General features: G+C 72.1%; 25 protein-coding genes. 16 read left to right on the top strand and 9 right to left on the bottom strand.

Going from position 1 to position 25,299, the window contains the following annotated elements; all coding sequences use genetic code 11:
- Window positions 1-26 precede the first annotated feature (26 nt).
- The 4 genes from FHX31_RS07305 to FHX31_RS07320 all read left to right on the top strand — a co-directional run bounded on the left by FHX31_RS07305 (window position 27) and on the right by FHX31_RS07320 (window position 2,849).
- A complete protein-coding gene (locus FHX31_RS07305) occupies window positions 27-1,226 on the top strand; it encodes a phosphoglycerate kinase (protein ID WP_184975576.1) in 1,200 nt (399 codons plus the stop codon).
- Window positions 1,227-2,018: a triose-phosphate isomerase gene (gene tpiA, locus FHX31_RS07310; protein ID WP_013287464.1), complete on the top strand. Its 792-nt coding sequence runs from the start codon at window positions 1,227-1,229 to the stop codon at window positions 2,016-2,018.
- A 95-nt stretch (window positions 2,019-2,113) separates the two neighbouring features.
- Window positions 2,114-2,374 (top strand): preprotein translocase subunit SecG, encoded by a 261-nt coding sequence (secG, locus tag FHX31_RS07315; RefSeq protein ID WP_013287463.1) that lies wholly within the window; start codon window positions 2,114-2,116, stop codon window positions 2,372-2,374.
- Window positions 2,375-2,504: 130 nt separating this feature from the next.
- On the top strand, window positions 2,505-2,849 hold the full coding sequence (locus FHX31_RS07320; RefSeq protein WP_013287462.1) for an RNA polymerase-binding protein RbpA: 345 nt from the start codon (window positions 2,505-2,507) through the stop codon (window positions 2,847-2,849).
- Between the two features lie 66 nt (window positions 2,850-2,915).
- Here the strand turns inward: FHX31_RS07320 and pgl are convergent, their stop codons facing one another.
- The 6 genes from pgl to tkt form a co-directional block, all read right to left on the bottom strand.
- Window positions 2,916-3,686, bottom strand: a complete 771-nt coding sequence (gene pgl / locus FHX31_RS07325) for a 6-phosphogluconolactonase (RefSeq protein ID WP_030274165.1) — start codon at window positions 3,684-3,686, stop codon at window positions 2,916-2,918.
- 69 nt (window positions 3,687-3,755) lie between these two features.
- Window positions 3,756-4,772: a glucose-6-phosphate dehydrogenase assembly protein OpcA gene (locus tag FHX31_RS07330; RefSeq protein WP_013287460.1), complete on the bottom strand. Its 1,017-nt coding sequence runs from the start codon at window positions 4,770-4,772 to the stop codon at window positions 3,756-3,758.
- A complete protein-coding gene (gene zwf / locus FHX31_RS07335; RefSeq protein WP_013287459.1) occupies window positions 4,769-6,283 on the bottom strand; it encodes a glucose-6-phosphate dehydrogenase in 1,515 nt (504 codons plus the stop codon). Before zwf ends, FHX31_RS07330 begins: the two co-directional genes overlap by 4 nt.
- Before the next feature lie 50 nt (window positions 6,284-6,333).
- Window positions 6,334-7,902: a glucose-6-phosphate isomerase gene (locus tag FHX31_RS07340; protein WP_184975579.1), complete on the bottom strand. Its 1,569-nt coding sequence runs from the start codon at window positions 7,900-7,902 to the stop codon at window positions 6,334-6,336.
- A 101-nt stretch (window positions 7,903-8,003) separates the two neighbouring features.
- Window positions 8,004-9,182: a transaldolase gene (tal, locus tag FHX31_RS07345; RefSeq protein WP_123111180.1), complete on the bottom strand. Its 1,179-nt coding sequence runs from the start codon at window positions 9,180-9,182 to the stop codon at window positions 8,004-8,006.
- A gap of 16 nt (window positions 9,183-9,198) precedes the next feature.
- Window positions 9,199-11,337, bottom strand: coding sequence for a transketolase (tkt, locus tag FHX31_RS07350; RefSeq protein WP_184975582.1), 2,139 nt, complete (start codon window positions 11,335-11,337; stop codon window positions 9,199-9,201).
- A 263-nt stretch (window positions 11,338-11,600) separates the two neighbouring features.
- Between tkt and FHX31_RS07355 the strand changes: the two genes are divergently transcribed.
- From FHX31_RS07355 to FHX31_RS07365, 3 genes are all read left to right on the top strand, one after another.
- Window positions 11,601-12,560, top strand: coding sequence for a heme o synthase (locus tag FHX31_RS07355; protein ID WP_013287455.1), 960 nt, complete (start codon window positions 11,601-11,603; stop codon window positions 12,558-12,560).
- A gap of 219 nt (window positions 12,561-12,779) precedes the next feature.
- The gene (locus tag FHX31_RS07360) at window positions 12,780-13,112 is read left to right on the top strand and encodes a hypothetical protein (RefSeq protein WP_013287454.1); all 333 of its coding nucleotides are present in this window, start codon (window positions 12,780-12,782) and stop codon (window positions 13,110-13,112) included.
- A gap of 10 nt (window positions 13,113-13,122) precedes the next feature.
- Window positions 13,123-14,040: an ATP-grasp domain-containing protein gene (locus FHX31_RS07365; RefSeq protein ID WP_184975585.1), complete on the top strand. Its 918-nt coding sequence runs from the start codon at window positions 13,123-13,125 to the stop codon at window positions 14,038-14,040.
- A gap of 42 nt (window positions 14,041-14,082) precedes the next feature.
- On the opposite strand, the gene FHX31_RS07370 is transcribed toward FHX31_RS07365, so the two are convergent.
- On the bottom strand, window positions 14,083-14,676 hold the full coding sequence (locus tag FHX31_RS07370; protein ID WP_184975588.1) for a TetR/AcrR family transcriptional regulator: 594 nt from the start codon (window positions 14,674-14,676) through the stop codon (window positions 14,083-14,085).
- 62 nt (window positions 14,677-14,738) lie between these two features.
- Here FHX31_RS07370 and FHX31_RS07375 point away from each other — a divergent pair, with 62 nt between their 5' ends.
- A complete protein-coding gene (locus FHX31_RS07375; RefSeq protein WP_013287451.1) occupies window positions 14,739-15,455 on the top strand; it encodes a CPBP family intramembrane glutamic endopeptidase in 717 nt (238 codons plus the stop codon).
- Window positions 15,456-15,480: 25 nt separating this feature from the next.
- Here FHX31_RS07375 and FHX31_RS07380 read toward each other — a convergent pair whose 3' ends face one another.
- Complete coding sequence (locus FHX31_RS07380; RefSeq protein ID WP_030274174.1) at window positions 15,481-17,148, bottom strand: right-handed parallel beta-helix repeat-containing protein; 1,668 nt, start codon at window positions 17,146-17,148, stop codon at window positions 15,481-15,483.
- 73 nt (window positions 17,149-17,221) lie between these two features.
- A complete protein-coding gene (locus FHX31_RS07385; RefSeq protein ID WP_184975591.1) occupies window positions 17,222-18,184 on the bottom strand; it encodes a COX15/CtaA family protein in 963 nt (320 codons plus the stop codon).
- A gap of 98 nt (window positions 18,185-18,282) precedes the next feature.
- Here FHX31_RS07385 and FHX31_RS07390 point away from each other — a divergent pair, with 98 nt between their 5' ends.
- The 8 genes from FHX31_RS07390 to FHX31_RS07425 are packed head-to-tail and all read left to right on the top strand — an operon-like array spanning window position 18,283 to window position 25,040.
- On the top strand, window positions 18,283-19,059 hold the full coding sequence (locus FHX31_RS07390) for a helix-turn-helix transcriptional regulator (protein ID WP_013287448.1): 777 nt from the start codon (window positions 18,283-18,285) through the stop codon (window positions 19,057-19,059).
- Entirely contained in the window at window positions 19,056-20,486 is a 1,431-nt protein-coding gene (sufB, locus tag FHX31_RS07395; RefSeq protein ID WP_013287447.1) for a Fe-S cluster assembly protein SufB, read from the top strand. The genes FHX31_RS07390 and sufB overlap by 4 nt, the downstream gene beginning before the upstream one ends.
- A 59-nt stretch (window positions 20,487-20,545) precedes the next feature.
- Window positions 20,546-21,688 carry a Fe-S cluster assembly protein SufD gene (gene sufD, locus FHX31_RS07400; RefSeq protein ID WP_013287446.1) on the top strand — a complete coding sequence of 381 codons (1,143 nt, stop codon included), beginning with the start codon at window positions 20,546-20,548 and terminating at the stop codon, window positions 21,686-21,688.
- Window positions 21,688-22,032, top strand: a complete 345-nt coding sequence (locus tag FHX31_RS07405) for a non-heme iron oxygenase ferredoxin subunit (RefSeq protein ID WP_013287445.1) — start codon at window positions 21,688-21,690, stop codon at window positions 22,030-22,032. Before sufD ends, FHX31_RS07405 begins: the two co-directional genes overlap by 1 nt.
- A complete protein-coding gene (gene sufC / locus FHX31_RS07410) occupies window positions 22,032-22,805 on the top strand; it encodes a Fe-S cluster assembly ATPase SufC (protein ID WP_013287444.1) in 774 nt (257 codons plus the stop codon). The genes FHX31_RS07405 and sufC overlap by 1 nt, the downstream gene beginning before the upstream one ends.
- An 8-nt stretch (window positions 22,806-22,813) precedes the next feature.
- The gene (locus FHX31_RS07415; protein ID WP_013287443.1) at window positions 22,814-24,118 is read left to right on the top strand and encodes a cysteine desulfurase; all 1,305 of its coding nucleotides are present in this window, start codon (window positions 22,814-22,816) and stop codon (window positions 24,116-24,118) included.
- A complete protein-coding gene (sufU, locus tag FHX31_RS07420; protein ID WP_013287442.1) occupies window positions 24,118-24,591 on the top strand; it encodes a Fe-S cluster assembly sulfur transfer protein SufU in 474 nt (157 codons plus the stop codon). The genes FHX31_RS07415 and sufU overlap by 1 nt, the downstream gene beginning before the upstream one ends.
- Window positions 24,588-25,040, top strand: coding sequence for a metal-sulfur cluster assembly factor (locus tag FHX31_RS07425; protein ID WP_402881951.1), 453 nt, complete (start codon window positions 24,588-24,590; stop codon window positions 25,038-25,040). The genes sufU and FHX31_RS07425 overlap by 4 nt, the downstream gene beginning before the upstream one ends.
- The last annotated feature ends 259 nt before the right edge of the window (window positions 25,041-25,299 follow it).

Consider the following 25,299-nt stretch of genomic DNA (forward strand, 5'->3'; position numbering starts at 1 on the left):
GCAGTCACGAACGGAGGGCTAGCTCTGTGACGATCCGCAACCTCGACGACCTGCTCGCCGAGGGGGTGTCGGGTCGGCGCGTGCTGGTGCGCGCCGACCTGAACGTCCCGCTCGACAAGCAGACCGGGGACATCACTGACGACGGCCGGATCCGGGCCGTCCTGCCGACGCTGAGCGCGCTGGTGCAGGCCGGCGCGAAGGTGGTCGTCTGCTCGCACCTGGGCCGCCCGAAGGGCGCGCCGGACCCGCAGTTCAGCCTCCGCCCGGTCGCCGGGCGGCTCGGTGAGCTGCTCGGTGCCCCGGTGCACTTCGCCGAGGACACCGTCGGTGACTCGGCGCGGTCCACCGTGGCCGACCTGGCCGACGGCCAGGTGGCGCTGCTGGAGAACCTGCGTTTCAACAAGGGCGAGACCAGCAAGGACGACGCCGAGCGGGGCGCGTTCGCCGACCAGCTCGCCGCGCTCGGCGACGCCTACGTCGACGACGCGTTCGGCGCGGTGCACCGCAAGCACGCCAGCGTGCACGACGTACCGGCCCGGCTGCCGCACTACGCGGGCCGGCTGGTGCTGCGCGAGGTCGAGGTGCTCAGCCGCCTCACCGGCGAGCCGGAGCGGCCGTACGTGGTGGTGCTGGGCGGCTCGAAGGTCTCGGACAAGCTCGCAGTGATCGAGGCGCTGCTGCCGACCGTGGACCGGCTGCTCATCGGCGGCGGAATGTGCTTCACCTTCCTCAAGGCCCAGGGCCACGAGGTGGGCACGTCGCTGCTGGAGAAGGACATGGTCGAGACCTGCCGCAACCTGATGGAGCGCGCGCCGGGCAAGATCATGCTCCCGGTCGACGTGGTGGTCGCCGACGCGTTCGCGCCGGACGCCGCGCACGACACCGTGCCCGCCGACGGCATCCCGAGTCACCGGCTGGGCCTGGACATCGGCCCGGAGACGGTGGCCGGTTTCGCCGCCGCGCTGTCGCAGGCGAAGACCGTCTTCTGGAACGGCCCGATGGGCGTGTTCGAGATGGCGGCGTTCGCCAACGGCACCCGCGGCGTGGCCGAGGCGATCACCAAGGCCGACGCGTTCAGCGTGGTCGGCGGCGGCGACTCGGCCGCGGCGGTGCGCGCGCTGGGCCTGGACGAGTCCTCGTTCGGGCACATCTCCACCGGTGGTGGCGCCTCCCTGGAATACCTGGAGGGCAAGACCCTCCCCGGCATCGCGGCCCTGGAGAACTGAATGGCGAGCACGACCCGCCGGCCGCTGATGGCCGGCAACTGGAAGATGAACCTGAACCACCTCGAGGCCAACCTGCTGGTGCAGAAGCTGGCCGCGAGCCTGAACGAGAAGCAGCTCACCGACGTCGAGTGCGTGGTGCTGCCGCCCTTCACCGACCTGCGTACCGTGCAGACCGCCGTGGACGGCGACAAGCTGCTGATCGGCTACGGCGCGCAGGACCTGTCGCCGCACCCGTCCGGCGCGTACACCGGTGACATCGCCGGGCCGATGCTCGCCAAGCTGGGCTGCGGCTACGTGGTGGTCGGGCACTCCGAGCGGCGGCAGTACCACAACGAGGACGACGCGCTCGTCAACGCGAAGGTGTCGGCGGCGCTGGCGAACGGGCTCACCCCGATCCTCTGCATCGGTGAGGGCCTGGAGGTCCGGGAGCAGTCGGGTCAGGTGCGGCACTGCTGCGACCAGCTCGACGGCGCGCTGAAGGGGCTCACCGCCGAGCAGGTCACCAAGGTCGTCGTGGCGTACGAGCCGGTCTGGGCGATCGGCACCGGCAAGACGGCGACCCCGGACGACGCCCAGGAGGTCTGCGGCGCGGTGCGCAAGCGCATCGCCGAGACCTACGACGAGGGCACCGCCGAGCAGGTCCGGATCCTGTACGGCGGGTCGGTCAAGGCGTCGAACGTCGCCGCGATCATGGCGCAGCCGGACGTGGACGGGGCTCTGGTCGGGGGCGCCAGCCTGGACGCGGAGGAGTTCGCGCAGATCTGCCGGTTCCCGGAGCACATCACCCGCTGATCGCTCGCTATCCTTGACGCTGCCCGTCCACCGGTCGGTGCCGCCGTGCCCGACAGGTCCGGGCAGTGATCGCAACGAGAGGACTGACCCCCGCCATGCCGATCTGGTTCGCCTACACGATGATCGTGTTGCTGGTCATCACGAGCGTCCTGCTCACCCTGCTGATCCTCCTGCACCGCGGCAAGGGCGGCGGGTTGTCGAGCATGTTCGGCGGCGGCGTCAGCTCCAGCCTGGCCGGTTCGTCGGTGGCCGAGAAGAACCTCGACCGCTACACCGTTCTGGTAGGAATCGTCTGGTTCGCGTGCATCGTCGGGCTTGGGCTCTGGCTGCGGCTGCAGATGGCCAGCGGCACCTGAGCCGACGCTGAGAAGCGTACAATCTGCGCGCGGTCCGTCACGGACCGCGCGCAGTTTTGTTTCTCCGCACGTCGCCCGTCGCCCACCCCCTCCGGCGGCGGTCCCCTCCGACGACAGGGAGCGAGCAACCGTGCCCAGCAACAACGTCATCCGCGGCACCCGGATCGGGTCCGCCCCCGAGCGGTTCGACCAGCGGGTCGAGCCCGCGCCGCGCCGCCCGGTCGTCTACTGGTGCCGCCACGGGCACCGCGTCGAGTTCCTGATCGCCGCCGAGGCGGAGACGCCCGCCGCCTGGGAGTGCCCCCGCTGCGGCGAGCCGGCCGGCCCCGACCCGGGCGACCCGCCGGGCCGCCAGCGCGCCGAGCCGTACAAGACCCACCTGGCGTACGTGCAGGAGCGGCGTACGCCGGAGGAGGGGGAGGCGCTGCTCGCCGAGGCCCTCGACGCGCTGCGGCGTCGCCGCGGCCGCGCCTGACCCGAGGTGTTAAGGAGGGGCCCCTTCTCTACCGGAGACGTTAAGAAGGGGCCCTTCCTTACATGCTCAGCGCAGGCTGCGCAGCCGCGGCGGCACGCTGGCCGCAGCGGCCCGGTCGAGGAGCCAGAGGGTACGGGAGACGCCCCGCACCCCGGCGGCAGGCAGCTGCACCGGCCCGGCCCCGGCCAGCGCCATGCCCACCGCCCGGGCCTTGTCCGCCCCGGCGGCGATCAGCCAGACCTCCTCGGCCGTGTTGATGGTCGGGAGCGTCAGCGTGGTCCGCACCGGCGGCGGCTTCGGGCTGCCCCGCACGGCGCTGACCGGCCGGTTGTCGTGGTGCACCGGGTGCTCCGGGAACACCGACGCGACGTGCCCGTCCTCGCCGACGCCGAGCATCAGCACGTCGAAGTGCGGCACCACCGCGTTCCCGGGCCGGGCCGCGGCGGCCAGCTCCCGCGCGTACCCGGCGGCAGCCGCCTCCGGGTCGTCACCGGCCGGGCCGTCCGACGCCGGCATCGGGTGCACCCGGGCCGGGTCGAGCGGCACCGAGTCCAGCAGCGCCGCCCGTGCCTGCGTCTCGTTACGCTCCGGGTCGCCGCCGGGCAGGAACCGCTCGTCGCCCCACCACACGTCGACCCGGGACCAGTCGACGGCGTCCCGGGCGGGCAGCTGCCCGACCGCCCGGTACACCGCCGCGGCGATCCGCCCGCCGGTCAGCACCACCGACGCCTGGCCGCGCTCGGCCTGCGCGTCGAGCAGCTTCACCACCAACCGGGCCGCCACCGCCTGCGCCAGCAGGTCGGGGTCGGCGTGTACGGCGACACTCGCCTCAGTCATCCGTCGAGCCCTCGTGTTCCGACCGCCCACCGGCGGTCACCTGTGCCTCCGACCACCCGGTCCGGGCGGTCACTCGTTCGCGGTCGCGCCCGCGTGCGCGGTCACGCCGGCCTCGGCCCGCTGGGCGGTCGCCGGATCCTTCCACACGTGCACCCGCTGGGCCGGACGCTGGTCGAGGCCGGTGATCCCGGCCGCAGCGCCTAGCGCCTCCGCGTACACCTGGTCGGCGTCGAGGCGGCGCAGCTCCTCGGCCAGCTCGTCGCCGAGCGGCCGGCGCACCAGCGGCAGCGTGCGGTCCTCCTGCCCGGTACGCCGGAACACCGCGACGCTGTCGTCCCGGGTGAGCGTCAGCTCGTCGCCGTTGGCGCAGCGCAGCTGCACCTGGCGCATCCGCGGGAACTCCTCGGTGGCGGTCAGGACCGGGTCGATGCCGAGCCGGGCCTTGAGCCAGCCGCGCATCAGCGCCGCCGTCGGGTCCGACGGGGGCGCCACCACGCTCGCCTCGGTGACCCGGGCCTGGGTGGTGTCGAACGCGCCCGCCACGAGCGTGCGCCACGGGGTGATCCGGGTCCACGCCAGGTCGGTGTCGCCCGGGGCGTAGTCGTGGGCCCGCTGCCGCAGCTCGGCGATCGGGTCAGCCGCCTGCGCCGCGTCGGTGATCCGCCGGTCCGCGACCACGCCGAGGAAGTCGGTGGAGATCTCCTCCGGCGGCTCGCCGTGCCACCACGTCACCACCGGTACGTCCGGCACCAGCAGCGGCATCACCACCGACTCGGCGTGCAGCGCGAGCCGCCCGTACATCCGGGTCACCACCGCCTCGCACGGCCCGAGCCGGCCACCCACGACGATCTCCGCGTCCAGCCGGTTGCGGTCGCGCTCCACGTCGGAGCGGACCACCACGAGCAGCCGGCACGGGTGCGCCGCCGCGGCGATGGTCGCCGCCGCCTCGGCCTCGCGTACCCGCTTCTCGTCCACCACCACGATCAGCGTGAGCGCCATGCCACTGGCCACCCCGCCCGCGCTGCGCCGTTCCGCGGCCAGCGCCTTGACCACCTCGTTGCCGGTGGTGTCCCACAGCCCGATCATGCTCTTCTCCAAGCCCGGCCCTCGCGGGCCAGCATCTCGTCGGCGGCCCGGGGCCCCCACTCACCGGCCCGGTACGGCTCCGGGGTCGTGCCCTCCCAGGCGTGCTCCAGCGGGTCGACGACCTGCCAGCTCTGCTCCACCTCGGCGGCGTCCGGGAACAGCGTCCGGTCGCCGATCAGCACGTCCAGCACCAGCCGCTCGTACGCCTCGGGGCTGGACTCGGTGAACGCCTCGCCGTACTGGAAGTCCATCGCGATGTCGCGGACCTCCATCGTGGTGCCCGGCACCTTGGAGCCGAACTTCAGCACCACGCCCTCGTCCGGCTGTACCCGGATGACGAGCTGGTTGGGGCCGAGGGACTCCATGTCGGCGGCGTTGAACGGCAGGTGCGGCGCCTTCTTGAACATGATGGCCACCTCGGTGACCCGCCGGGGCAGCCGCTTGCCGGCCCGGATGTAGAACGGCACCCCGGCCCAGCGGCGGTTCTGGATGCCCAGCTTCACCGCCACGTACGTCTCGGTGGTGGAGCCCTCCGGGACGCCCTCCTCCTCCAGGTAGCCCTTGGCGCGCTCGCCGCCCACCCAGCCGGGCAGGTACTGGCCGCGCACGGTGTCCTCGGAGACGTCCCGCGGCACGGTGATCGCCTTGAGCACCTTGAGCTTCTCGGCCCGGATCTCGTCGGCGTCGAAGCTCGTCGGTTCCTCCATCGCGACCAGGGCGAGCAACTGGAGCAGGTGGTTCTGGAGCACGTCGCGGGCGGTGCCGACCGAGTCGTAGAAGGCCGCGCGGGTGCCGATGCCGACGTCCTCGGCCATGGTGATCTGCACCGAGTCGACGTACTTGGAGTTCCACAGCGGCTCGAACAGGTTGTTCGCGAAGCGCAGCGCCAGGATGTTCTGGACCGTCTCCTTGCCCAGGTAGTGGTCGATCCGGAACACGTCCTGGCGGGTGAAGACGTCGTCGACCAGGTCGTTGAGCGCCTTGGCCGAGGGCAGGTCGTTGCCGAACGGCTTCTCCACCACGACCCGCCGCCAGCCGCCGGACTTGGCGTTGTCCGCCATGCCGGTGCGGGCGAGCTGCTTGAGCACCACCGGGAAGGCCGCCGGGGGGATGGAGAAGTAGAAGGCCGCGTTGCCGGGGATGCCGTGCGAGCCGCGCAGCTCGTCGAGCGTGGCGGCGAGATGGTCGAACGCCGCGTCGTCGTCGAACGAGCCGCCGACGAACTTGATGTTGCCGGCGAGCCGGGCCCACACCTCCTCCCGCCACGGTGTGCGGGCGTGCTTCTTGGCCGCGTCGTGCGCCACCGACTCGAAGTCGCCGTCGCCCCAGTCGCGGCGGGCGAAGCCCAGGACCACGAAGCCGGGCGGCAGGAGCCCTCGGTTGGCCAGGTCGTAGACCGCCGGCAGCAGCTTCTTGCGGGCCAGGTCACCCGTCACCCCGAAGATCACCAGGGCACACGGCTCGGGGATCCGGGGCAGCCGCCGGTCCTGCGGATCGCGCAGCGGGTTCACCGGGCCACCTCCTCCTGCGTCTCGGTCCGCTGATTCCAGGTCGTTGATCGTCACGTGCGTGTCCGTCCGGCCGTTTCCAGGAGCTGGGCGACGCCCGTCGCCCGCTCGGTCAGGTGCAGTCGCAGCACCGGTCGCTCCCGGCCGGCCAGGGCCCGCCGGTCGCCGGCGGCCTGGGCCGCCTGGAGCTGCGCGAAGGTGTACGGACGACCGGGCACCTCCAGATCATCGGTGACCGCACCGGTGATCTGGAGGTGCCGGCCGTGGATGTCGGTGTGTTGTGGCCGGCGCGGTCCCCAGCCGAAGGTGACCGGCCGTCCGGCGGCCCGCGCCAGCAGCGGGCGCAGCCCGGCGACCGCCGCGTCGGCGTGCCGGTCGAGGTACGCGGTCACCACGAGGTGCTCCCGTTCACCCAGCCCGTCGAGCAGCCAGCGCAGCGCGCCGGTCAGGTCGGCCGGGGCGCCGCTCGGGGCGTACACCTCGATCGCGCCCTCGACCGACGACGGCGGCCCGTTCTCCGGCGCGTCGCCGGCCACTGCGGCGGCGGGCGCCGCGAACGGGTCGGTCCGCAGCGTCACCGCGGCGGTCGCCGCCGCGTAGGCCCAGGTGAGCAGGTGCGCGCCGAGTGGTCCGTTGACCGCGACGTCGGCGGACACGCCCGGTCCGACACCGGCGCCGAGGGCGCCGCCGAGACCGACCGTCAGCACGCCCGGCCCGGTGGCGCCGGGGGAGTCGGGGGACTCCGCGACCACGGGCAGCAGCCGTCCACCTGTCGCGTCGGCGAGCAGCGCGCCGGCCCAGCGGCCCAGACCGTCGAGGCCGGTGCCGTCCGGAACCAGCGCGATCGTGTCCCGGCCGGAGCCGGGCGCCGCGCCCAGTGCCGCGCCGAGCGCCAGGGCCGGATTGTCCCGGTCCCGGTCGAGCGCGCCGGTGAGCGCCTCGGCCTCGTCCAGCACCTCGGCCACCGGGGCGCCGGCCAGCGCCGCCGGGACCAGGCCGGACGCGGTGAGCGCGGCCCACGGCCCGGACACGCCGGGCTCGGCCGGGATCACCATCGCGCCCAGCTCGTCGGCGCGCGCCGCGAGTTCCGAGCCGGGTTCGGTGACCACCACGACGTGCCGGGCGGCGTCGGGGCCCTCATCCGCCCACGCCTGCCGGTAGGCGCGCAGGTGGGCGTCGGTGGCCGGGTCGAGGCCGTGCCGGGCGGCGAGCACCAGGAGGGTACGCGCCGGACGATCGGCGAGCGCGGCCCGGATCGGTCCCGGGTCGGCGGTGTCGAGCACCGTCAGCGGCCGGCCCAGGCACTCGGCCAGCACCTGCGCGGCGAGCGTGTCGTCGTGTGCGCCGGCCAGCACCACGTGGTCCAGGTCGCCCAGCTCGGCGGCCAGTTCGGCGAGTTGGGGGAGCAGGTCCCGGCTGCGCCGGTGAGCGTGCAGCCAGCCCAGCCGGTCGAGGGCCGCCGGCTCGGCGGCGGGCCCCCAGAGGGCCGGGTCCGCGGCGGCGAGCCGGGCCGGGACGTCGTGGGAGACGAGCGTGGCGCGCGTGGACGCGCCGAGAGCGTCCGCGCCGCGCACGGCCAGGCCGGCGGCCATGTCCGCCCGCCCGGCCAGCAGGTCACTCACCGCGCCACCTCGGCTCGCTCAAGGCAGACCACCTCACCCGGTCCACGGTACGGCGCGACGCGTCCCGGGGCCGGGCCCCGGGACGCGTCGGACGCCGTCGGTCACGCGTTGCCGCCGGCCTGCTGCGCCGCCTGCGCGTTCTTCCCGGCGGCCCGGTGCGGGCTGCCCGAGCCCTTGGCCGCCTCGGCGAGGGACTTCTTGACCCCCTCCAGCAGCTCCACCCAGCTCGCCTCGAACTTCTCCACGCCCTCGCGCTCCAGCGTGGCGATCACGTCGGACAGGTCCACGCCCACCGCCAGCAGGTCGTCGAAGACCTTGCGGGCGTCGTCGTAGGCGACGGTGACGGTGTCCGCCTTCGTCTCGCCGTGCTCGGCGTAGGCGTGGACGACCGGCTCCGGCATGGTGTTGACGGTGCCGGGCGCGATCAGCTCCTCGACGTAGATGACGTCCCGGTAGTCCGGGTTCTTCGTCGAGGTGGAGGCCCACAGCGGACGCTGCGGGTGGGCGCCCGCGTCGGCCAGCTTCTGCCAGCGCGCCGAGGAGAACACCTCGCCGTAGCGCTCGTACGCCAGCCGGGCGTTGGCGACCGCGGCCTTGCCGCGCAGCGCCTTGGCCTGGTCCGAGCCGATCTTCTCCAGCCGCTTGTCCACCTCGGTGTCGACCCGGGAGACGAAGAACGAGGCGACCGAGCCGATCTTCGACAGGTCGTGCCCGTTGGCCTGCGCCTGCTCCAGGCCGGCCAGGAAGGCGTCCATCACCTGCGAGTACCGGTCCAGACCGAAGATCAGCGTGACGTTGACGCTGATCCCCTCGGCCAGGGTCGCGGTGATCGCGGGCAGGCCCTCCTCGGTGGCCGGGATCTTGATGAACAGGTTCGGCCGGTCCACCAGCCACCACAGCGCCTTGGCCTCGGCGACGGTCTTCGCCGCGTCGTGCGCCGAGCGCGGGTCCACCTCGATCGACACCCGGCCGTCCACGCCGCCGCTGACGTCGTACGACGGTCGCATCACGTCGCAGGCCCACCGCACGTCGTACGTGGTGAGCATGCGGACCGCCTCCTCGACGTCCACGCCGCGTACGGCGAGGTCACGAAGCTGCCAGTCGTACTCGTCGGCGTCGCTCAGCGCCTTCGCGAAGATCGTCGGGTTGGTGGTCACCCCGGCTACGTGGCTCTCCCGGCGCAGCTTGTCCAGCCCGCCGGAGGTCAGCCGTACCCGGGAGAGATCGTCGAGCCAGATCGCCACACCGGCGCCCTGGAGCTCCTTCAGCCTGTCCGTCATGCCGTCCACGCTCCCCTCAGTTGCCGGTCGTGAAACCGGTGATGTCGCCCACCCGGGTCAGCGCCGCGTGCGCGGCGGCCACGATCCGGTCGGGGGTGAACCCGAACTGCTCGAAGAGCACGGTGTGCGGCGCGCTGGCGCCGTAGTGCTCGATGCTCACGCACTCGCCGCTGTCGCCGACGATCGCGCGCCACGACATGGCGATACCCGCCTCCACGCTCACCCGTGCCTTTACCCCGCGAGGCAGCACCGACTCCCGGTACGCCTCGTCCTGGGCGAAGAACCACTCCTGGCAGGGCATGGAGACGACCCGGGTGGGGGTGCCGTCGGCCTCCAGCCGCTCCCGCGCGGTGAGGCAGAGCTGCACCTCGGAGCCGGTGCCGACGAGGATCACCTGCGGCTTGCCGTTCGACGCCTCGGCCAGCACGTACCCGCCCTTGGCGACGCCCTCGGCGCCGGCCAGGTCGGTGCGGTCGAACGTCGGCAGCGCCTGGCGGCTGAGCGCCAGCGCGGTCGGCCGGTCGATGTGCTCCAGCGCCTGCCGCCACGCCCAGACCGTCTCGTTGGCGTCGGCCGGGCGGACCACGTCCAGCCCGGGGATGGCCCGCAGCGCGGTCAGGTGCTCGATCGGCTGGTGCGTCGGGCCGTCCTCGCCGAGGCCGATCGAGTCGTGCGTCCAGACGTACGTCACCGGCAGCTTCATCAGTGCGGCCAGCCGCACCGCCGGGCGCATGTAGTCGCTGAACACCAGGAACGTGCCGCCGTACGGGCGGGTGCCGCCGTGCAGGGCGATGCCGTTGAGGATCGCGCCCATGGCGTGCTCGCGGATGCCGAAGTGCAGCGTGCGGCCGTACTCGTCACCCGGGAAGTCCTTGGTGGCGTGCGCGGCCGGGACGAACGACGGCTCGCCCTTCATCGTGGTGTTGTTGCTCTCGGCCAGGTCGGCCGAGCCGCCCCACAGTTCGGGCAGCACCGGCGCCAGGGCCTCCAGGATCTTGCCGGAGGCGGCCCGGGTGGCGACGCCCTTGGCGTCCGCCGGGAAGGTCGGCAGCGCGTCGGTCCAGCCGGTCGGCAGCGTACGGGTGGCCATCCGGTCCCACAGCGCCTTGCGCTCCGGGTTGGCCTGCGCCCAGGCGTCGAACCCGGTGGTCCACTCGGCCTGCTCCTGCGCGCCGCGCTCCAGCACCTGACGGGCGTGCTTGAGCACCTCCTCGTCGACCTCGAAGGTGCGCTGCGGGTCGAAGCCGAGGATCTCCTTGGTGGCCTTCACCTCGTCCGCGCCGAGCGCCGAGCCGTGGATCTTGCCGGTGTTCTTCTTGTTCGGCGCGGGCCAGCCGATGATCGTGCGCAGCGCGATGAACGACGGCCGGCCGGTCTCCGCCTTGGCGGCCAGCAGCGCCTCGTACAGCGCCTCCACGTCCTCGTGGTAGTCACCCTGGTCGGCGTCGCCGCGGCGCCAGTCGACGGTCTGGACGTGCCAGCCGTACGCCTCGTAGCGGGCCGCCACGTCCTCGCTCTTGGCGATGCGGGTGTCGTCCTCGATCGAGATCTCGTTGTCGTCGTAGATCACGCAGAGGTTGCCGAGCTGCTGGTGACCGGCGAGCGCGCTGGCCTCGTGGGTGATGCCCTCCTCGATGTCACCGTCGGAGGCGATGCACCAGATGTCGTGCCGGAACGGCGAGTCGGCGCGGTCCGGCTCGGGGTCGAACAGGCCGCGCTCGCGGCGGGCCGCCATCGCCATGCCGACCGCGTTGCCGAGGCCCTGACCGAGCGGACCGGTGGTGGTCTCCACGCCCGGGGTGTGGCCGTGCTCCGGGTGGCCCGGGGTGAGCGAGCCCCACTGGCGCAGCGCCTTGAGGTCGTCCAGCGCCAGCGGGTAGCCGGAGAGGAAGAGCTGGATGTAGAGAGTCAGGCTGGAGTGCCCGGCCGACAGCACGAACCGGTCGCGTCCGGCCCAGTTCGGGTCGGCGGGGTTGTGCCGCATGACCCGGTTGAAGAGCAGGTACGCCACCGGGGCGAGGCTCATCGCCGTCCCCGGGTGGCCGTTGCCGGATTTCTCCACGGCGTCCATGGCCAGCACGCGGACCGTGTCGACGGCCCTGCGGTCGAGGTCGGACCAGTTGAGAGCGGGAAGCTCGGGTCGGTTGGCAGCCACGATGGTTGTGCTCCTCGGCAGATGGGCGGAACCCTCACTGATGACCCTATCGAGCGGTGCTAAACGTCCGCCCGGGGATCTCAGCATGCTGTTCTGTACGGATCGCGGACGTTCGGTCGTTCAACCCCAGGTGTGACGGCTCGCACCGTTGCCGGGTCCACGGGGCAGCGAAAACGACGCCGCGTAGTGTGTGGGGCGGTGTGTGGACCCGCAGCGGTCCGGGCCGAACGACCTCCCCCGCCGATGCCGGAAGGTGGCAATCCGTGAGCATGATCACCGAGCGCCCCGTCAGCAACCCTGCCGGGCAGTCGCCGGTGGGCGCGGTGGCGGAGGCGCCGGCGAGCGGCCGGCGGGACGTACGCGCCGTGGTGGCGGCGTACGTGACGCTGACCAAGCCGCGGATCGTCGAGCTGCTTCTGGTCACCACAGTGCCGGCGATGATGCTGGCCCACGGCGGGATGCCGTCGCTGTGGCTGGTCGCAGTGGTGCTGGTCGGCGGGTCGCTCGCGGCCGGTGCGGCGAGCGTCATCAACTGCTACATCGACCGCGACATCGACCAGCTCATGCGGCGCACCAAGCGCCGCCCGCTGCCCGCGCACACCGTGTCGCCGCGCAGCGCGCTGGTCTTCGGCCTGGTGCTGGCGGCCGTGTCGGTGGCGCTGATGGCGGTGGCGACGAACTGGCTGGCGACGGTGCTGACGGTCGCCGCGATCGCCTACTACGACTTGGTCTACACGCTGTGGCTGAAGCGGACCACGGCCGCCAACACGTTCTGGGGCGGCATCTGCGGCGCCGCTCCGGTGCTGATCGGCTGGGCCGCTGTCACCGGCACGCTGGCACCGGCCGCGTGGGGCCTGTTCGCTGTGGTCTTCTTCTGGCAGATGCCGCACTTCTACGCGCTGGCCATCAAGTACAAGGCCGACTACGCCCGCGCCGGTGTGCCGATGCTGCCGGTGGTGGCCTCGGTCCGGCGGGTGAACGCGGAGATCATCGGCTTCTCCTGGCTGACGGTGCTCTCCTCGCTGGCGGTGTGGCCGCTCGGGATGAGCCCGATCTACGGCGTCACCGCGCTCGTGGTCGGCGGGATCTTCCTCGTCGAGGCGCACAAGCTGTGCCGGCGCGCGACGCGCGGCGAGGCGGTCAAGCCGATGCGGCTGTTCCACTGGTCCACCACGTACCTGACGATCCTCTTCGCGGCCGTCGCGCTCGACGCGCTGCTCTGACCCGCCCGTCCGGCGGTTCATCAGAAATTTTTTTCGGGCTTCCCCGGACGTGTTCAACCCGGACAGATTGTGACGATCCCGCCCGTCCGCTTCGCCCAGATATAAGCGACATGTGCGGGCAAATTACCTGTGGTTCTTCTTAAACCGATGGGTAATTGGCATCACATTCAGTTCATGGTTCTCGCACATCCGGGTGGAACTCTGCTTAGGCTTCGCGTCATGGCAGATGGTTCCGATACGACGCTGACGGCTGACAAGACCGCCGAGCAGGCCCCCAACGGCCTGGTCGCGGGCATCAAGTCGTTCGCCGCCGGACACGGCGGCGCGAAGGCGGTCATCGAGTACGTCGGCAAGCGCGGCGCACGGATCGTCCTCGTGGGTTCCGACGGGGTATGGGCGGACCAGTTCGCCGACGGCACGGACGTCGCACGGCAGGCCTGCGCCAAGGCCGGGGTCGACGTCGAGAACGCCTGGGAGCGTGAACTGATGGACCAGATGCGTCCGAGCAACGACCTGTGGCGGTCGATGGCCCGGCGCACGATGGCCCGTTGACATATACCGAATGACCGACCACCACCAGTCGACCCGGGGGAGACCCCGGGTCGCTTTCGTCACCTGCGCCGAGCTGCCCGACCTCGACCCGGACGACCGGCTCGCGCTCGGCCCGCTCGCCGCCCGCGGCGTCACCGCCGAGATCGCCGTCTGGGACGACCCGGCAGTCGACTGGTCCGGGTACGACCTGGTCGTGCTCCGCTCCCCGTGGGACTACGCCCTGCGGCGGGACGAGTTCGTGGCCTGGGCGCGTACCGTGCCGGCCCTGGTCAACCCGGCCGACGTGGTCGCCTGGAACACCGACAAGCGCTACCTGTCCGAGCTGGCCGCCGCCGGGGTGCCCACCGTGCCGACGGAGTGGGTCGAGCCGGGACAGGCGTGGACGCCGCCGCCCGGGGGCGAGTACGTGATCAAGCCGGCCGTCAGCGCGGGCAGCCAGGACACCGGCCGCTACGACCTGACCGACAGGGAGCACCGTGAGCTTGCGGTGGCCCACGTCCGGCGGCTCTCCGACGCCGCGCGGGCCACCATGGTCCAGCCGTACCTGGACGCGGTGGACATCGCCGGGGAGACCGCGCTGCTGTTCCTGGCCGGGCCCGGCGGCCTGGCGTTCAGCCACGCGATCCGCAAGGGCCCGATGCTGACCGGGCCGGACCTGGGCGAGGCCGCGCTCTACAAGGAGGAGCGGATCGACGCCCGCGTCGCCACGGCGGAGCAGCGCGCGGTGGCCGACAAGGTGCTCGCGGTGGTGCCCGGCGGCCCGGACCGCCTGCTCTACGCCCGCGTCGACCTGATCCCCGGCCCGGACGGCGAGCCCGTGCTGGTCGAGCTGGAGCTGACCGAGCCGAGCCTGTTCGTCGGGTACGCCGACGGCGCCCCGGACCGGCTCGCCGACGCGGTGCTCACCCACCTGGCCCGCCGCCGCTGACCTCCGGGGCCCGGCCGAGCCGGGTCGCGGATGCCGGCCGGTTCAGGCGGCGGCCGCCGTGAGCCGGGCCAGGTGGGCGTCGATCTCCGCGCGTGCGTCCGCGGGATCCAGGCCGGTGGTCAGGATCCGTACCGTGACGCCGTCCAGCAGCGTCGCCAGCGCGGCGGCCTCGGCCCGCGCGTCCACGTGCCCGGCGATGCCACCCGCGGCCCGGCCGAGCGTGAGCAGCCGCTCGACGTTGGCCCGCATCTGCGCCTCGCTCTCCGCCAGGATCGCCGCGACCTGCTCGTCGACGAGCGCCTCGGCGGTGAGGACCAGCCAGACGCGGGCCTCGAAGGCGCGTTCGGCGTCCAGCGGGACGAGTTGGCGCACCGCCTGCCGGATCACCTCCGGCGTGACCGGGTCGGCGGGGATCGTCCGGGCCCGCGCCACCACACGTCCGGCCAGGTGGTCCATTGCCGCCCGGACCATCAGTTCCCGAGCCGGCAGGTAGTGCTGCGCGGTCGCCAGCGGCATGCCGGCCTCGGCGGCGACGGCCCGCACCGTCATCCCGGCCGACCCCGCCCGCGCCAGTACGACGCAGGCCGCCGCGCCGAGATGACGCCGCCGCTCCTCGTGGTCCACAACCTTGGGCACGAGCTGATCATAGATGGTCGGTCATTTGACCGATATAGGTCGGCCGCCTAACGTTGCCCGGCATGACCGCACCCCTCACCGACACCGCACGCGACACCCGCCGGTTCAGCTACCTCGACATGGCGCTCGTGCTCGCCGTCGGCGTCGGCCTGGCCAACTCGGCGGTCGCGGACCTGCTGGCCCGGGGACCGGCGCGGCTGGGCATGCCGGAGACGGCGGCGTCCACCATCGCCTGGGCCCTGATCAACGGCACCCAGCTCGCTGTCGGCCTCGCGGTGGTGCGCCACCGCTTCGGCGAGATCGCCCGGCCGCTGCGGCTCGTCCGCCCGGCGGGCCGCCAGGTGGGCGCCGCGGTGGGCTGGGGCCTGGCCAAGGCCGCGCTCACCCTCGTGCTCGTGGTGGCGCTGCCCGCGGCGCTCGTCGAGGGCGGCGGTGGTGAGGGCGGCTACCCCGCCGGAAGCCTGCTCGCGCAGTTCGCCTTCGCGTTCGCCTTCGGCGCCGTCGTCTCCCCGCTCTACGAGGAGATCCTCTACCGGGGTGTCTTCTACCAGGGACTGGCCGCGCGGCTGCCCGCCGTGGCCGCCGTGGTGCTGTCGGCGGCCTTCTTCGCCGTCGTACACCTGCCCCGGGTCTTCAACACCGTGAGCGCGCTCTTCGCCGGGCTGCTGTTCGCCTGGCTGCTGCACCGCCACCGCAACCTCTGGGTGCCGATCCTCGCCCATGCCGTCAGCAACGGAACGCTCGTCGCCCTGGCGTTCGCCGCCGAGGCGTCCGCCTGACCGCCCGGAGGCGGTGACAGCCCGCTCAGTCGCGGTCGCTGTGGTTACGTGCCCAGCGACCACCGATCGGCGGGGTGTCCAGCCGCAGCGCGGCCTCGGTGCCGGCCAGGTCGTTGTCCTCGAACGCGCAGGACACGCAGCTGCCCGCCTCGGTGACCCAGATCCCGTACGCCTGGGTGTCGGCGTCCCGGTGCCAGATCCGGTTGCCGCGCACGGTGGCCGAGTCGAACGGCGCGGCGATCGTGATGCCGCCGCACGCCGGTGGCGAGTCGGGCAGCTCGTACGCCGTGCCGGGCCCCGGTGTGTCCGCGCTCCAGCCGGTGGAGCCGTCCGGGCGTACCTCGGCCAGGGAGAGCCCGGTGGCGCTGTTGTCGGACACCACCGCGTCCCGCGAGCCGACCCGGACCACCTTGCCCCGGTGCCCGCCGGCCGGCCAGTCGGCGTTGCCGTCGGCGACCTCGCGCGGGCCGTACCGCACCGCCTCGCCGGAGCCGGAGCAGGCCGGGGCGGAGCGGCGGCCGTTGTCCCGGATCCGGTTCCCGACGATCGACGTGTCGAGCATCGGCCGGTCGATCCGGATGCCGTCCAGCGCGTTCTCCCGGATGTCGTTGTCCTGGATCACCACGTCGGCGGCCGCGCCCCGGTAGCCGTGGCCCAGGTCGTGCTCGTGGTAGCCGAAGCCGCCGTTGCGGCTGATCCGGTTGGCCTGCACCGCGTACGGGCCGGGGGTGTTGCCCATGCTGATGCCGTCGCCGACGTTGTAGTCGATCACGCAGCCGGTGACCAGGCCGCCGCGCCCGGCGACCCCGGCGGTGCCGTTGCCCGACACGTCGAAGCCGGCCTCCAGGTTGTTGGTCATGGTGCAGGCGGAGACGATCAGCCCGTCCGCTCCCCAGTCGGAGATGCCGAACCGGTTGGCCTGGCTGTGGCAGCCGACGATCCGGATGCCGCGCGGCGGGGTCCAGTAGTCCTTCTGCAGCTCCAGGAAGATGCCGTTGGTGCCGTTGCCGATGGTGGTGCAGTTGGCGATGGTGAGGCGCTCCACGTCGCCCCAGCCGCCGATGCCGACGCCGATCCCCGCGCCGCCCATCTGGTCGCCGTTGTCCAGCCGGCCGCATCCCACCACGACCACGCCGTCGATCAGGCTGTCCTGGAGGAAGTCACAGCCCAGGCCGGTCGCCCCGGTGTGGTGGATGTAGAGGTTGCGGAACACGCCGCGCACCACGTACTGCAGGCCCAGCCCTTTGGCCAGGTAGTCGTAGGACGTCTGGGCCACGCCGGAGCCGTCGATCTCGAAGTCGGCGAACGAGCAGTCGGCGATGTGCCGGTCCCGGTCCGCGCCGTGCTGCACGGTGGTCCAGAAGGCGAGCGGGACCGGTGCGCTGCGGTTGCCCTCGTTGCTGAGCAGGAAGCGGGTCGCTGCCGGTCCGGCGCCGATCAGCGAGACGCCGCTGCGCCAGACGGTGCCGGCGTCGCGGATCGAGTACAGGCCGGGCGGGCAGTAGATCACCCGGGCCCGGCCGTCGGCGTCGTACCCGGCGCCGAGGCGGTCCACCAGCGCCGCCAGGGCGGGCTGGTCGTTGGTGACCCCGTCGCCGGTGAGGCCGTGCTCGCGGGCGTCGCACCACAGCGGCGCGCCGGCGACCGGGGTCAGCCGTTGCGGGGTGGTGGTGGAGAGGCTCTTGCGCGACACGGGGAGCTCCCCTCGGGCGACTGTCGGTGGCCCGTGCCGCTTTCCCGCTCCCGCCGCGCGGTAACGCCCGCGCTCAGGCGGCGGCGCCCACCCGTTGCGCGGAGGGCGCGGCCGGGGCCTCCGGGGCGGCCGGCAGCCGCTCCCGGGTGGCCCAGAGCACGCCGAGGGTGGCCAGCAGCACCAGGCAGGAGCCGAGCATGTGCGCGCCGACCAGCACGGCGGGCAGGTGGGTGAAGTACTGGACGAAGCCGATCACGCCCTGGCCCAGCTCGACCGCGATCAGCACCGCGGCGGCCCGGGCCGCCCGCGCCGCGCCGACCGCCCGGAACGCGAAGTACAGCGCCACCGACAGGCCGATCAGCAGGAAGACGCCGTCGGCGTGCACCTGGGAGATCGCCGCCGGGTCCAGGCCGTTGCGGGCCGCGCCGTGGTCTCCGGCGTGCGGTCCGCTGCCGGTCACCCAGGTGCCCACGACCAGCACCGACGCGCTCACCGCCGTGGTGATCCAGGCGAGCGTACGCAGCGGCGCCGGCACGGTCGGCGCCACCGGCCCGTCCGGGTCCTTGATGCGCCGCCAGAGCGCGTACGCGACCGCGATCACCGCCATCGAGGCGAGGAAGTGCAGCCCGACCACCCACGGGTTGAGGTTGGTGAGCACTGTGATGCCACCGATGATCGCCTGGGCCGGGATGCCGAACAGCACGCCCACGGCCAGCGGCAGCGTCCCGCGGCGGCGGGGGCGGTACGCCAGCACGGCCAGCACCACGGCGAGCGCGATGATCCCGACCGCGAAGGTGAGCAGCCGGTTGCCGAACTCGATCACCCCGTACACGCCCATCTCGGGTGTCGTGGTGTAGGAGTCCTCGGTGCACCGGGGCCAGGTGGGGCAGCCGAGGCCGGAGGCGGTGAGCCGGACGGCCCCGCCGGTGACCACGATCGCGACGTTCGCGATGATCGAGGCGAGCGCGAGGCGGCGCAGCAGCGTGGCGGAGACCGGAAACCGGACGGATCGCTTCACGAAGCGAATCCTACGCACCGTAGTTGATCCCGATCGGGTGACTCCGGCACCCCGGTGGTCGGAATCACCGGACCCCGGGTTTGCAGGCCCTCGGCGAATTACGTAACGTTGCCGTTGTGAAAAACGCGGCGGCGCTCTCCCGAACGCCGGTGACCGGTCCGGTCGCCGGTGGCTCGCGCGCACGTCGCGGCGTACGGCCCGGCGAGCGGGAGACCGCTCCGGCCGACCTGTCGACCCGCGACCGGGTCACCCAGCTGCTGCTGGAGCGTGGCCCCACCACCGCCGCGCAGCTCGGCTCGGCGCTCGGCCTGAGCCCGGCCGCGATCCGCCGCCACCTCGACGCGATGCTCGCCGACGGTGACGTGGTCGCCCGCGACCAGACCGTCCGCGGCAGCCGCGGGCGCGGCCGCCCGGCCAAGGTCTTCGCGCTCACCGAGGCGGGCCGCGGTCGCTGCGGCACCCACCACTACGACAACATGGCCACCGCCGCGCTGCGGTGGATCGCCCGCACCGGCGGCACCGAGGCGGTCGCGGCGTTCGCGGCCGAGCAGGTCTCCGCGCTGGAGGCCCGCTGCCGGTCGGCCATGGAGGACGCCGGAGACGCCCCGCTCGCGCGGGCGGAGGCGCTCGCCGGCGCGCTGACCGCCGAGGGTTACGCTGCCAACGCGTCCACGATCGCCTCCGGCGGCCAGCTCTGCCAGCACCACTGCCCGGTGGCGCACGTGGCCGCCGAGTTCCCTCAGCTGTGCGAGGCCGAGACCGAAGTGATCTCCCGTCTGGTCGGCACTCACGTACAGCGCCTGGCCACCATCGCGCACGGCGACGGCGTGTGCACCACGCACATTCCCGCCCAGTCCGGTTCCACCGTCACCACTGTGAGGACAGATAGATGACCGAGCAGATCGTCCAGCCCCTGACCCAGGAGGAGCAGCTCGCGGCCCTCGGCCGTTACGAGTACGGCTGGGCCGACCCCGACGTCGCCGGGGCGTCCGCCCAGCGCGGCCTCAGCGAGGCGGTGGTGCGGGACATCTCGGCCAAGAAGAACGAGCCGGCCTGGATGCTCGACCTGCGGCTCAAGGGCCTGCGGCTGTTCGGCCGCAAGCCGATGCCGAACTGGGGCGCCGACCTCACCGGGATCGACTTCGACAACATCAAGTACTTCGTGCGGTCCACCGAGAAGCAGGCCACCTCCTGGGAGGACCTGCCCGAGGACATCAAGAACACCTACGACAAGCTCGGCATCCCGGAGGCGGAGAAGCAGCGCCTGGTCGCCGGTGTCGCGGCGCAGTACGAGTCCGAGGTGGTCTACCACCAGATCCGTGAGGACCTGGAGGAGCAGGGTGTCGTCTTCCTGGACACGGACACCGCGCTCAAGGAGCACGAGGACCTGTTCAAGGAGTACTTCGGCACGGTGATCCCGGTCGGCGACAACAAGTTCGCCGCGCTGAACACCTCCGTCTGGTCCGGTGGCTCGTTCATCTACGTGCCGAAGGGCGTGCACGTGGACATCCCGCTGCAGGCCTACTTCCGGATCAACACGGAGAACATGGGCCAGTTCGAGCGGACGCTGATCATCGTCGACGAGGGCGCGTACGTGCACTACGTCGAGGGCTGCACCGCGCCCATCTACTCCTCCGACTCGCTGCACAGCGCCGTCGTGGAGATCATCGTCAAGAAGAACGCCCGGTGCCGGTACACGACCATCCAGAACTGGTCGAACAACGTCTACAACCTGGTCACCAAGCGCGCCGTGTGCCACGAGGGCGCGACCATGGAGTGGGTCGACGGCAACATCGGCTCCAAGGTCACCATGAAGTACCCGGCGGTCTACATGACCGGCGAGCACGCCAAGGGCGAGGTGCTCTCGGTGGCCATGGCCGGCGAGGGCCAGCACCAGGACGCCGGCGCCAAGATGGTGCACGCCGCGCCGCACACCTCCTCGACCATCGTGTCGAAGTCGATCGCCCGGGGCGGCGGCCGCACCTCGTACCGCGGTCTGGTGCAGGTGCTGGAGGGCTCGACCAGCAGCAAGAGCACCGTCAAGTGCGACGCGCTCCTGGTCGACACGATCTCCCGCTCCGACACCTACCCGTACGTCGACATCCGCGAGGACGACGTGTCGATGGGGCACGAGGCGACCGTCTCCAAGGTCAGCGAGGACCAGCTCTTCTACCTGATGAGCCGGGGCCTGAGCGAGGACGAGGCGATGGCGATGATCGTGCGCGGCTTCATCGAGCCGATCGCCAAGGAGCTTCCGATGGAGTACGCGCTGGAGCTCAACCGCCTGATCGAGCTGCAGATGGAGGGCGCGGTCGGCTGACGCCGGCCGCCCGCCCTCCGACTCACTGACACCTCGTCGCAGAACAGACCAAGGAAGAGATGACTACCCAGGCTTCCGCGCCGCCCACGACCAAGTCGCAGGCGCTCCGCTCGTACGACGTCGCCGACTTCCCGGCCCTGACCGGCCTGGAGGAGGAGTGGCGCTTCACCCCGCTCAAGCGCCTGCGCGGCCTGACCGCGTCGGCGCAGGGCGCGACCGGCGCGGTCAGGCACGAGTACGGTGACCTGCCCGAGGGCGTCACCGTCGACCGGATCGGCCGGGACGACCCCCGGGTGGGCAGCGTGCTCACCCCGTTCGACCGGGTCAGCGCGCTCGCGTACGGCGGGGCCGACGGCGCGCTGCTGGTGCGCGTCGACCGCGACGCGGTGGTGGAGCAGCCGGTGCGCCTGCGGGTGGTCGGCGAGAACGCCGAGGCGCTCGCCTTCGGTCACACGTTCGTCGAGGTGGACCGGTTCGCCGAGGCCACAGTGGTGATCGAGCACGTCGGCTCGGCCACGCTGGCCGACAACGTCGAGGTGACTGTGGGCGACGGGGCGAAGCTGACCCTGGTCACCGTCGCCGACTGGGCCGACGACGCGGTGCAGGCGCAGCACCTCAAGGTGCGGCTGGGCCGCGACGCCCGGATCCTGCACGTGCAGGTCAGCCTCGGCGGCGACCTGGTCCGTCAGTACACGTCGGTGGAGTACACCCAGCGCGGCGGCGAGGCCGAGCTGTACGGCGTCTACTTCGCCGACTCCGGCCAGCACCTGGAGCACCGGCAGCTGGTCGACCACACCGTGCCGGACTGCCGCAGCAACGTCGGCTACCGGGGCGCGCTGCAGGGCGACGACGCGCACACGGTCTGGGTCGGCGACGTGCTGATCCGCGCCGAGGCGACTGGCACCGACACGTACGAGATCAACCGGAACCTGCTGCTCACCGACGGCGCGCGGGCCGACTCCGTACCCAACCTGGAGATCGAGACCGGCGAGATCGCCGGCGCCGGGCACGCCAGCGCGACCGGCCGGTTCGACGACGAGCAGCTGTTCTACCTGATGGCCCGGGGCATCCCGGAGGCCGAGGCGCGGCGCCTGGTGGTGCGCGGCTTCTTCGCCGAGCTGATCAACAAGATCCCGGTCGAGGACCTGCGCGAGCGCCTCGGCGACGCCATCGAGGCGCGGCTGGCGAAGGCCGGCGCCTGATGCTCAAGATCTGCTCTACCGAGGACGTGCCGAAGGGCACCGTGATCAGCGCCGACGTGGACGGCGTGCAGGTCGCGATCGTGCACGGCGAGGACGACGTGTTCTACGCGGTGCACGACGAGTGCTCGCACGCCGCCGTGGCGCTGTCCGAGGGCGAGGTCGAGGGCTGCACGCTGGAATGCTGGCTGCACGGATCCCGTTTCGACCTGCGTACCGGTGAGCCCACCGGGCTGCCCGCGACCGAACCCGTACCCGTCTATCCCGTCGAAGTCCGCGACGGCGACATCTACCTTTCCGTGGACGGCGACGGCCGTCCGCTGCCGAGCAATGGAGTGACCCGCTGATGAGCACCCTGGAGATCCGCGACCTGAAGGTGTCGGTCAAGCTGCCCGAGGGTGAGCTCAAGCCGATCCTGCACGGGGTCGACCTGACCGTGCGCTCCGGCGAGACGCACGCCATCATGGGCCCGAACGGCTCCGGCAAGTCCACGCTGGCGTACTCGATCGCCGGTCACCCGAAGTACGAGATCACCGGCGGCGAGGTGACCCTCGACGGCGAGGACGTGCTGTCCATGTCCGTCGACGAGCGGGCCCGCGCCGGCCTCTTCCTGGCCATGCAGTACCCGGTCGAGGTCCCCGGCGTGTCGGTGGCCAACTTCCTGCGTACCGCCAAGACCGCCATCGACGGCGAGGCGCCGAAGCTGCGCACCTGGGCTGGCGAGCTGCGCGGCGCCATGGAGAAGCTCCAGATGGACCCGGCGTTCGCCCAGCGCAACGTCAACGAGGGCTTCTCCGGCGGCGAGAAGAAGCGGCACGAGATCGTGCAGCTGGAGCTGCTCAAGCCGAAGATGGCGATCCTCGACGAGACCGACTCCGGCCTGGACGTGGACGCGCTGCGCGTGGTCAGCGAGGGCGTGAACCGGGTGCGCGACACCGGCGACACCGGCCTGCTGCTGATCACTCACTACACGCGCATCCTGCGCTACATCAAGCCGGACTTCGTGCACGTCTTCGTGGCCGGCCGGATCGTCGAGCAGGGCGGCCGGGAGCTGGCTGACAAGCTCGAGGAAGAGGGCTACGAGCGGTACGTCGCCGGGGCCGGCGCGGCGCGGGCCTGAGACTCGACATGACCTCGATGGCCATCCCGGCGGGCATGCCGCAGTACGACGACGTGCCGCGCTTCGACGTGGCGAAGGTGCGGGCCGACTTCCCGATCCTCGACCGGGAGGTCAACGGTCACCCGCTCGTCTACCTGGACAGCGCGAACACCTCGCACAAGCCGCGGCAGGTGCTCGACGTGCTCGCCGAGCACTACGCGCTGCACAACGCCAACGTGTCGCGCTCGGTGCACACGCTGGGCACCGAGGCGACCGAGGCGTACGAGGGCGCGCGGGCGAAGATCGCCGCGTTCATCAACGCGCCGAGCGTGGACGAGGTGGTGTTCACCAAGAACTCCACCGAGGCGATCAACCTCGTGGCGTACGCGTTCTCCAACGCCTCGCTGCGCGCGGACGGTGACCCGCGGTTCCGGCTCGGCCCCGGCGACGAGATCGTGATCTCCGAGATGGAGCACCACTCGAACATCGTCCCGTGGCAGTTGCTGGCGGAGCGTACCGGCGCGACGCTGCGCTGGTTCCCCGTCACCGACCAGGGCCGGCTCGACGAGTCCGGCCTGGACGACCTGGTCACCGAGCGGACGAAGATCGTCTCGCTGGTGCACATGTCGAACATCCTGGGCACCGTCAACGCCACCTCGCGGATCACCGCGCGGGTCCGCGAGGTCGGCGCGCTGCTGCTGCTCGACTGCTCGCAGTCGGTGCCGCACCTGCCGATGGACGTGGTCGGCTACGACGCCGACTTCATCGTCTTCACGGGGCACAAGATGTGCGGGCCGACCGGCATCGGCGTGCTCTGGGGCCGGGGCGAGCTGCTCGCCGCGATGCCCCCGGTGATGGGTGGCGGCTCGATGATCGAGACGGTGACGATGGCGGGCTCGACGTTCGCCGCGCCGCCGGCCCGGTTCGAGGCGGGCACCCCGCCGATCGCCGAGGCGGTGGCGCTCGGCGCGGCCGTGGACTACCTCACCGCGATCGGCATGCCGGCTGTTCAGTGGCACGAGAAGGAACTGACGGCGTACGCGCTCGACGCCCTCGCCACAGTGCCGGACCTGCGGATCTTCGGCCCGACGGTGCCTGTCGGCCGGGGCGGGACGATCTCGTTCGCGCTCGGTGACGTGCACCCGCACGACGTCGGGCAGGTGCTCGACTCGCTCGGCGTGCAGGTGCGGGTGGGCCACCACTGCGCCAAGCCGGTGTGCACCCGCTTCGGGGTGCCGGCCACGACTCGGGCGTCGTTCTACCTCTACACCACCACCGCGGAGATCGACGCCCTGGTGGCGGGTCTGGAGCGGGTGCGGAAGGTGTTCCAGTGATGCAGCTCGAATCCCTCTACCAGGAGATCATCCTGGACCACTACAAGCACCCGCACGGCCGTGGCCTGCGGGAGGCGGCGGATCCGGCCGCCCGGGTCGGCGAGGCGCACCACGTCAACCCGACCTGCGGCGACGAGATCACCGTACGGGTGGCGACAGACGGCAGCGTGTTCACCGACATCTCGTACGACGGGATGGGCTGCTCGATCAGCCAGGCGTCGGCGAGCATCCTGCACGAGCTGCTGCGCGGCAAGGCCGCGAGCGACGCCGCTGTGGTGCACGAGGCGTTCGTGGAGTTGATGTCCGGGCGGGGCCAGGTCACGCCGGACGAGGACGTGCTCGGAGACGGGGTGGCGTTCGCGGGTGTCGCGCGCTACCCGGCCCGGGTGAAGTGCGCGCTGTTGTCGTGGATGGCGTTCAAGGACGCCGCGGCACGCGCCGGGGTGGGCGTGAGCCCGGAGGTGAAGGCATGAGCGACGAGAACATGACCTCGGAGACCGGCGCGGTGGCGACCGACGGCACGGTTGCCGGTGGCGCGGCCGTCAACGGAGCTGTCGCTGACGGTGCGGCCGCGGGTGCGGCGGCGCCGGCCGGCGGCAAGGCCGCGATCGGTGACATCGAGGAGGCGATGAAGGACGTCGTCGACCCCGAGCTGGGCATCAACGTGGTCGACCTCGGCCTGGTGTACGGCGTCCACGTCGACGACGAGAACGTCGCCACCCTGGACATGACGCTGACCTCGGCGGCCTGCCCGCTGACCGACGTGATCGAGGACCAGGCGCGGCAGGCGCTGACCACCGGTCCCGGCGGCGGCCTGGTCAACGACATCCGGATCAACTGGGTCTGGCTGCCGCCGTGGGGCCCCGACAAGATCACCGACGAGGGGCGCGACCAGCTCCGCTCGCTCGGCTTCAACGTCTGACCATTCTCCCGGTCACCGCAACGGGCGCGGCACCCCTGCCAAGGGGTTGCCGCGCCCGTAGTGTCTGCGGGCTTGATCGACACCGTTTCGCCGAAGTGGTGTGGTCGGAGTCGCTTTGATGCCGCCACCTCGGCGTAACGGTGTCGATCAAGATGGGCTGACGGCACTGCCGCCGGCGGCGAGCCGGGAACGGCGAGATCTTGGTACGAAATCGCCCCTTGGGTGGCCGTTTCCTTCCGAGACCTCCTTGCCTCCCTCA

The organism is Micromonospora sp. CNZ286 (assembly GCF_014207755.1).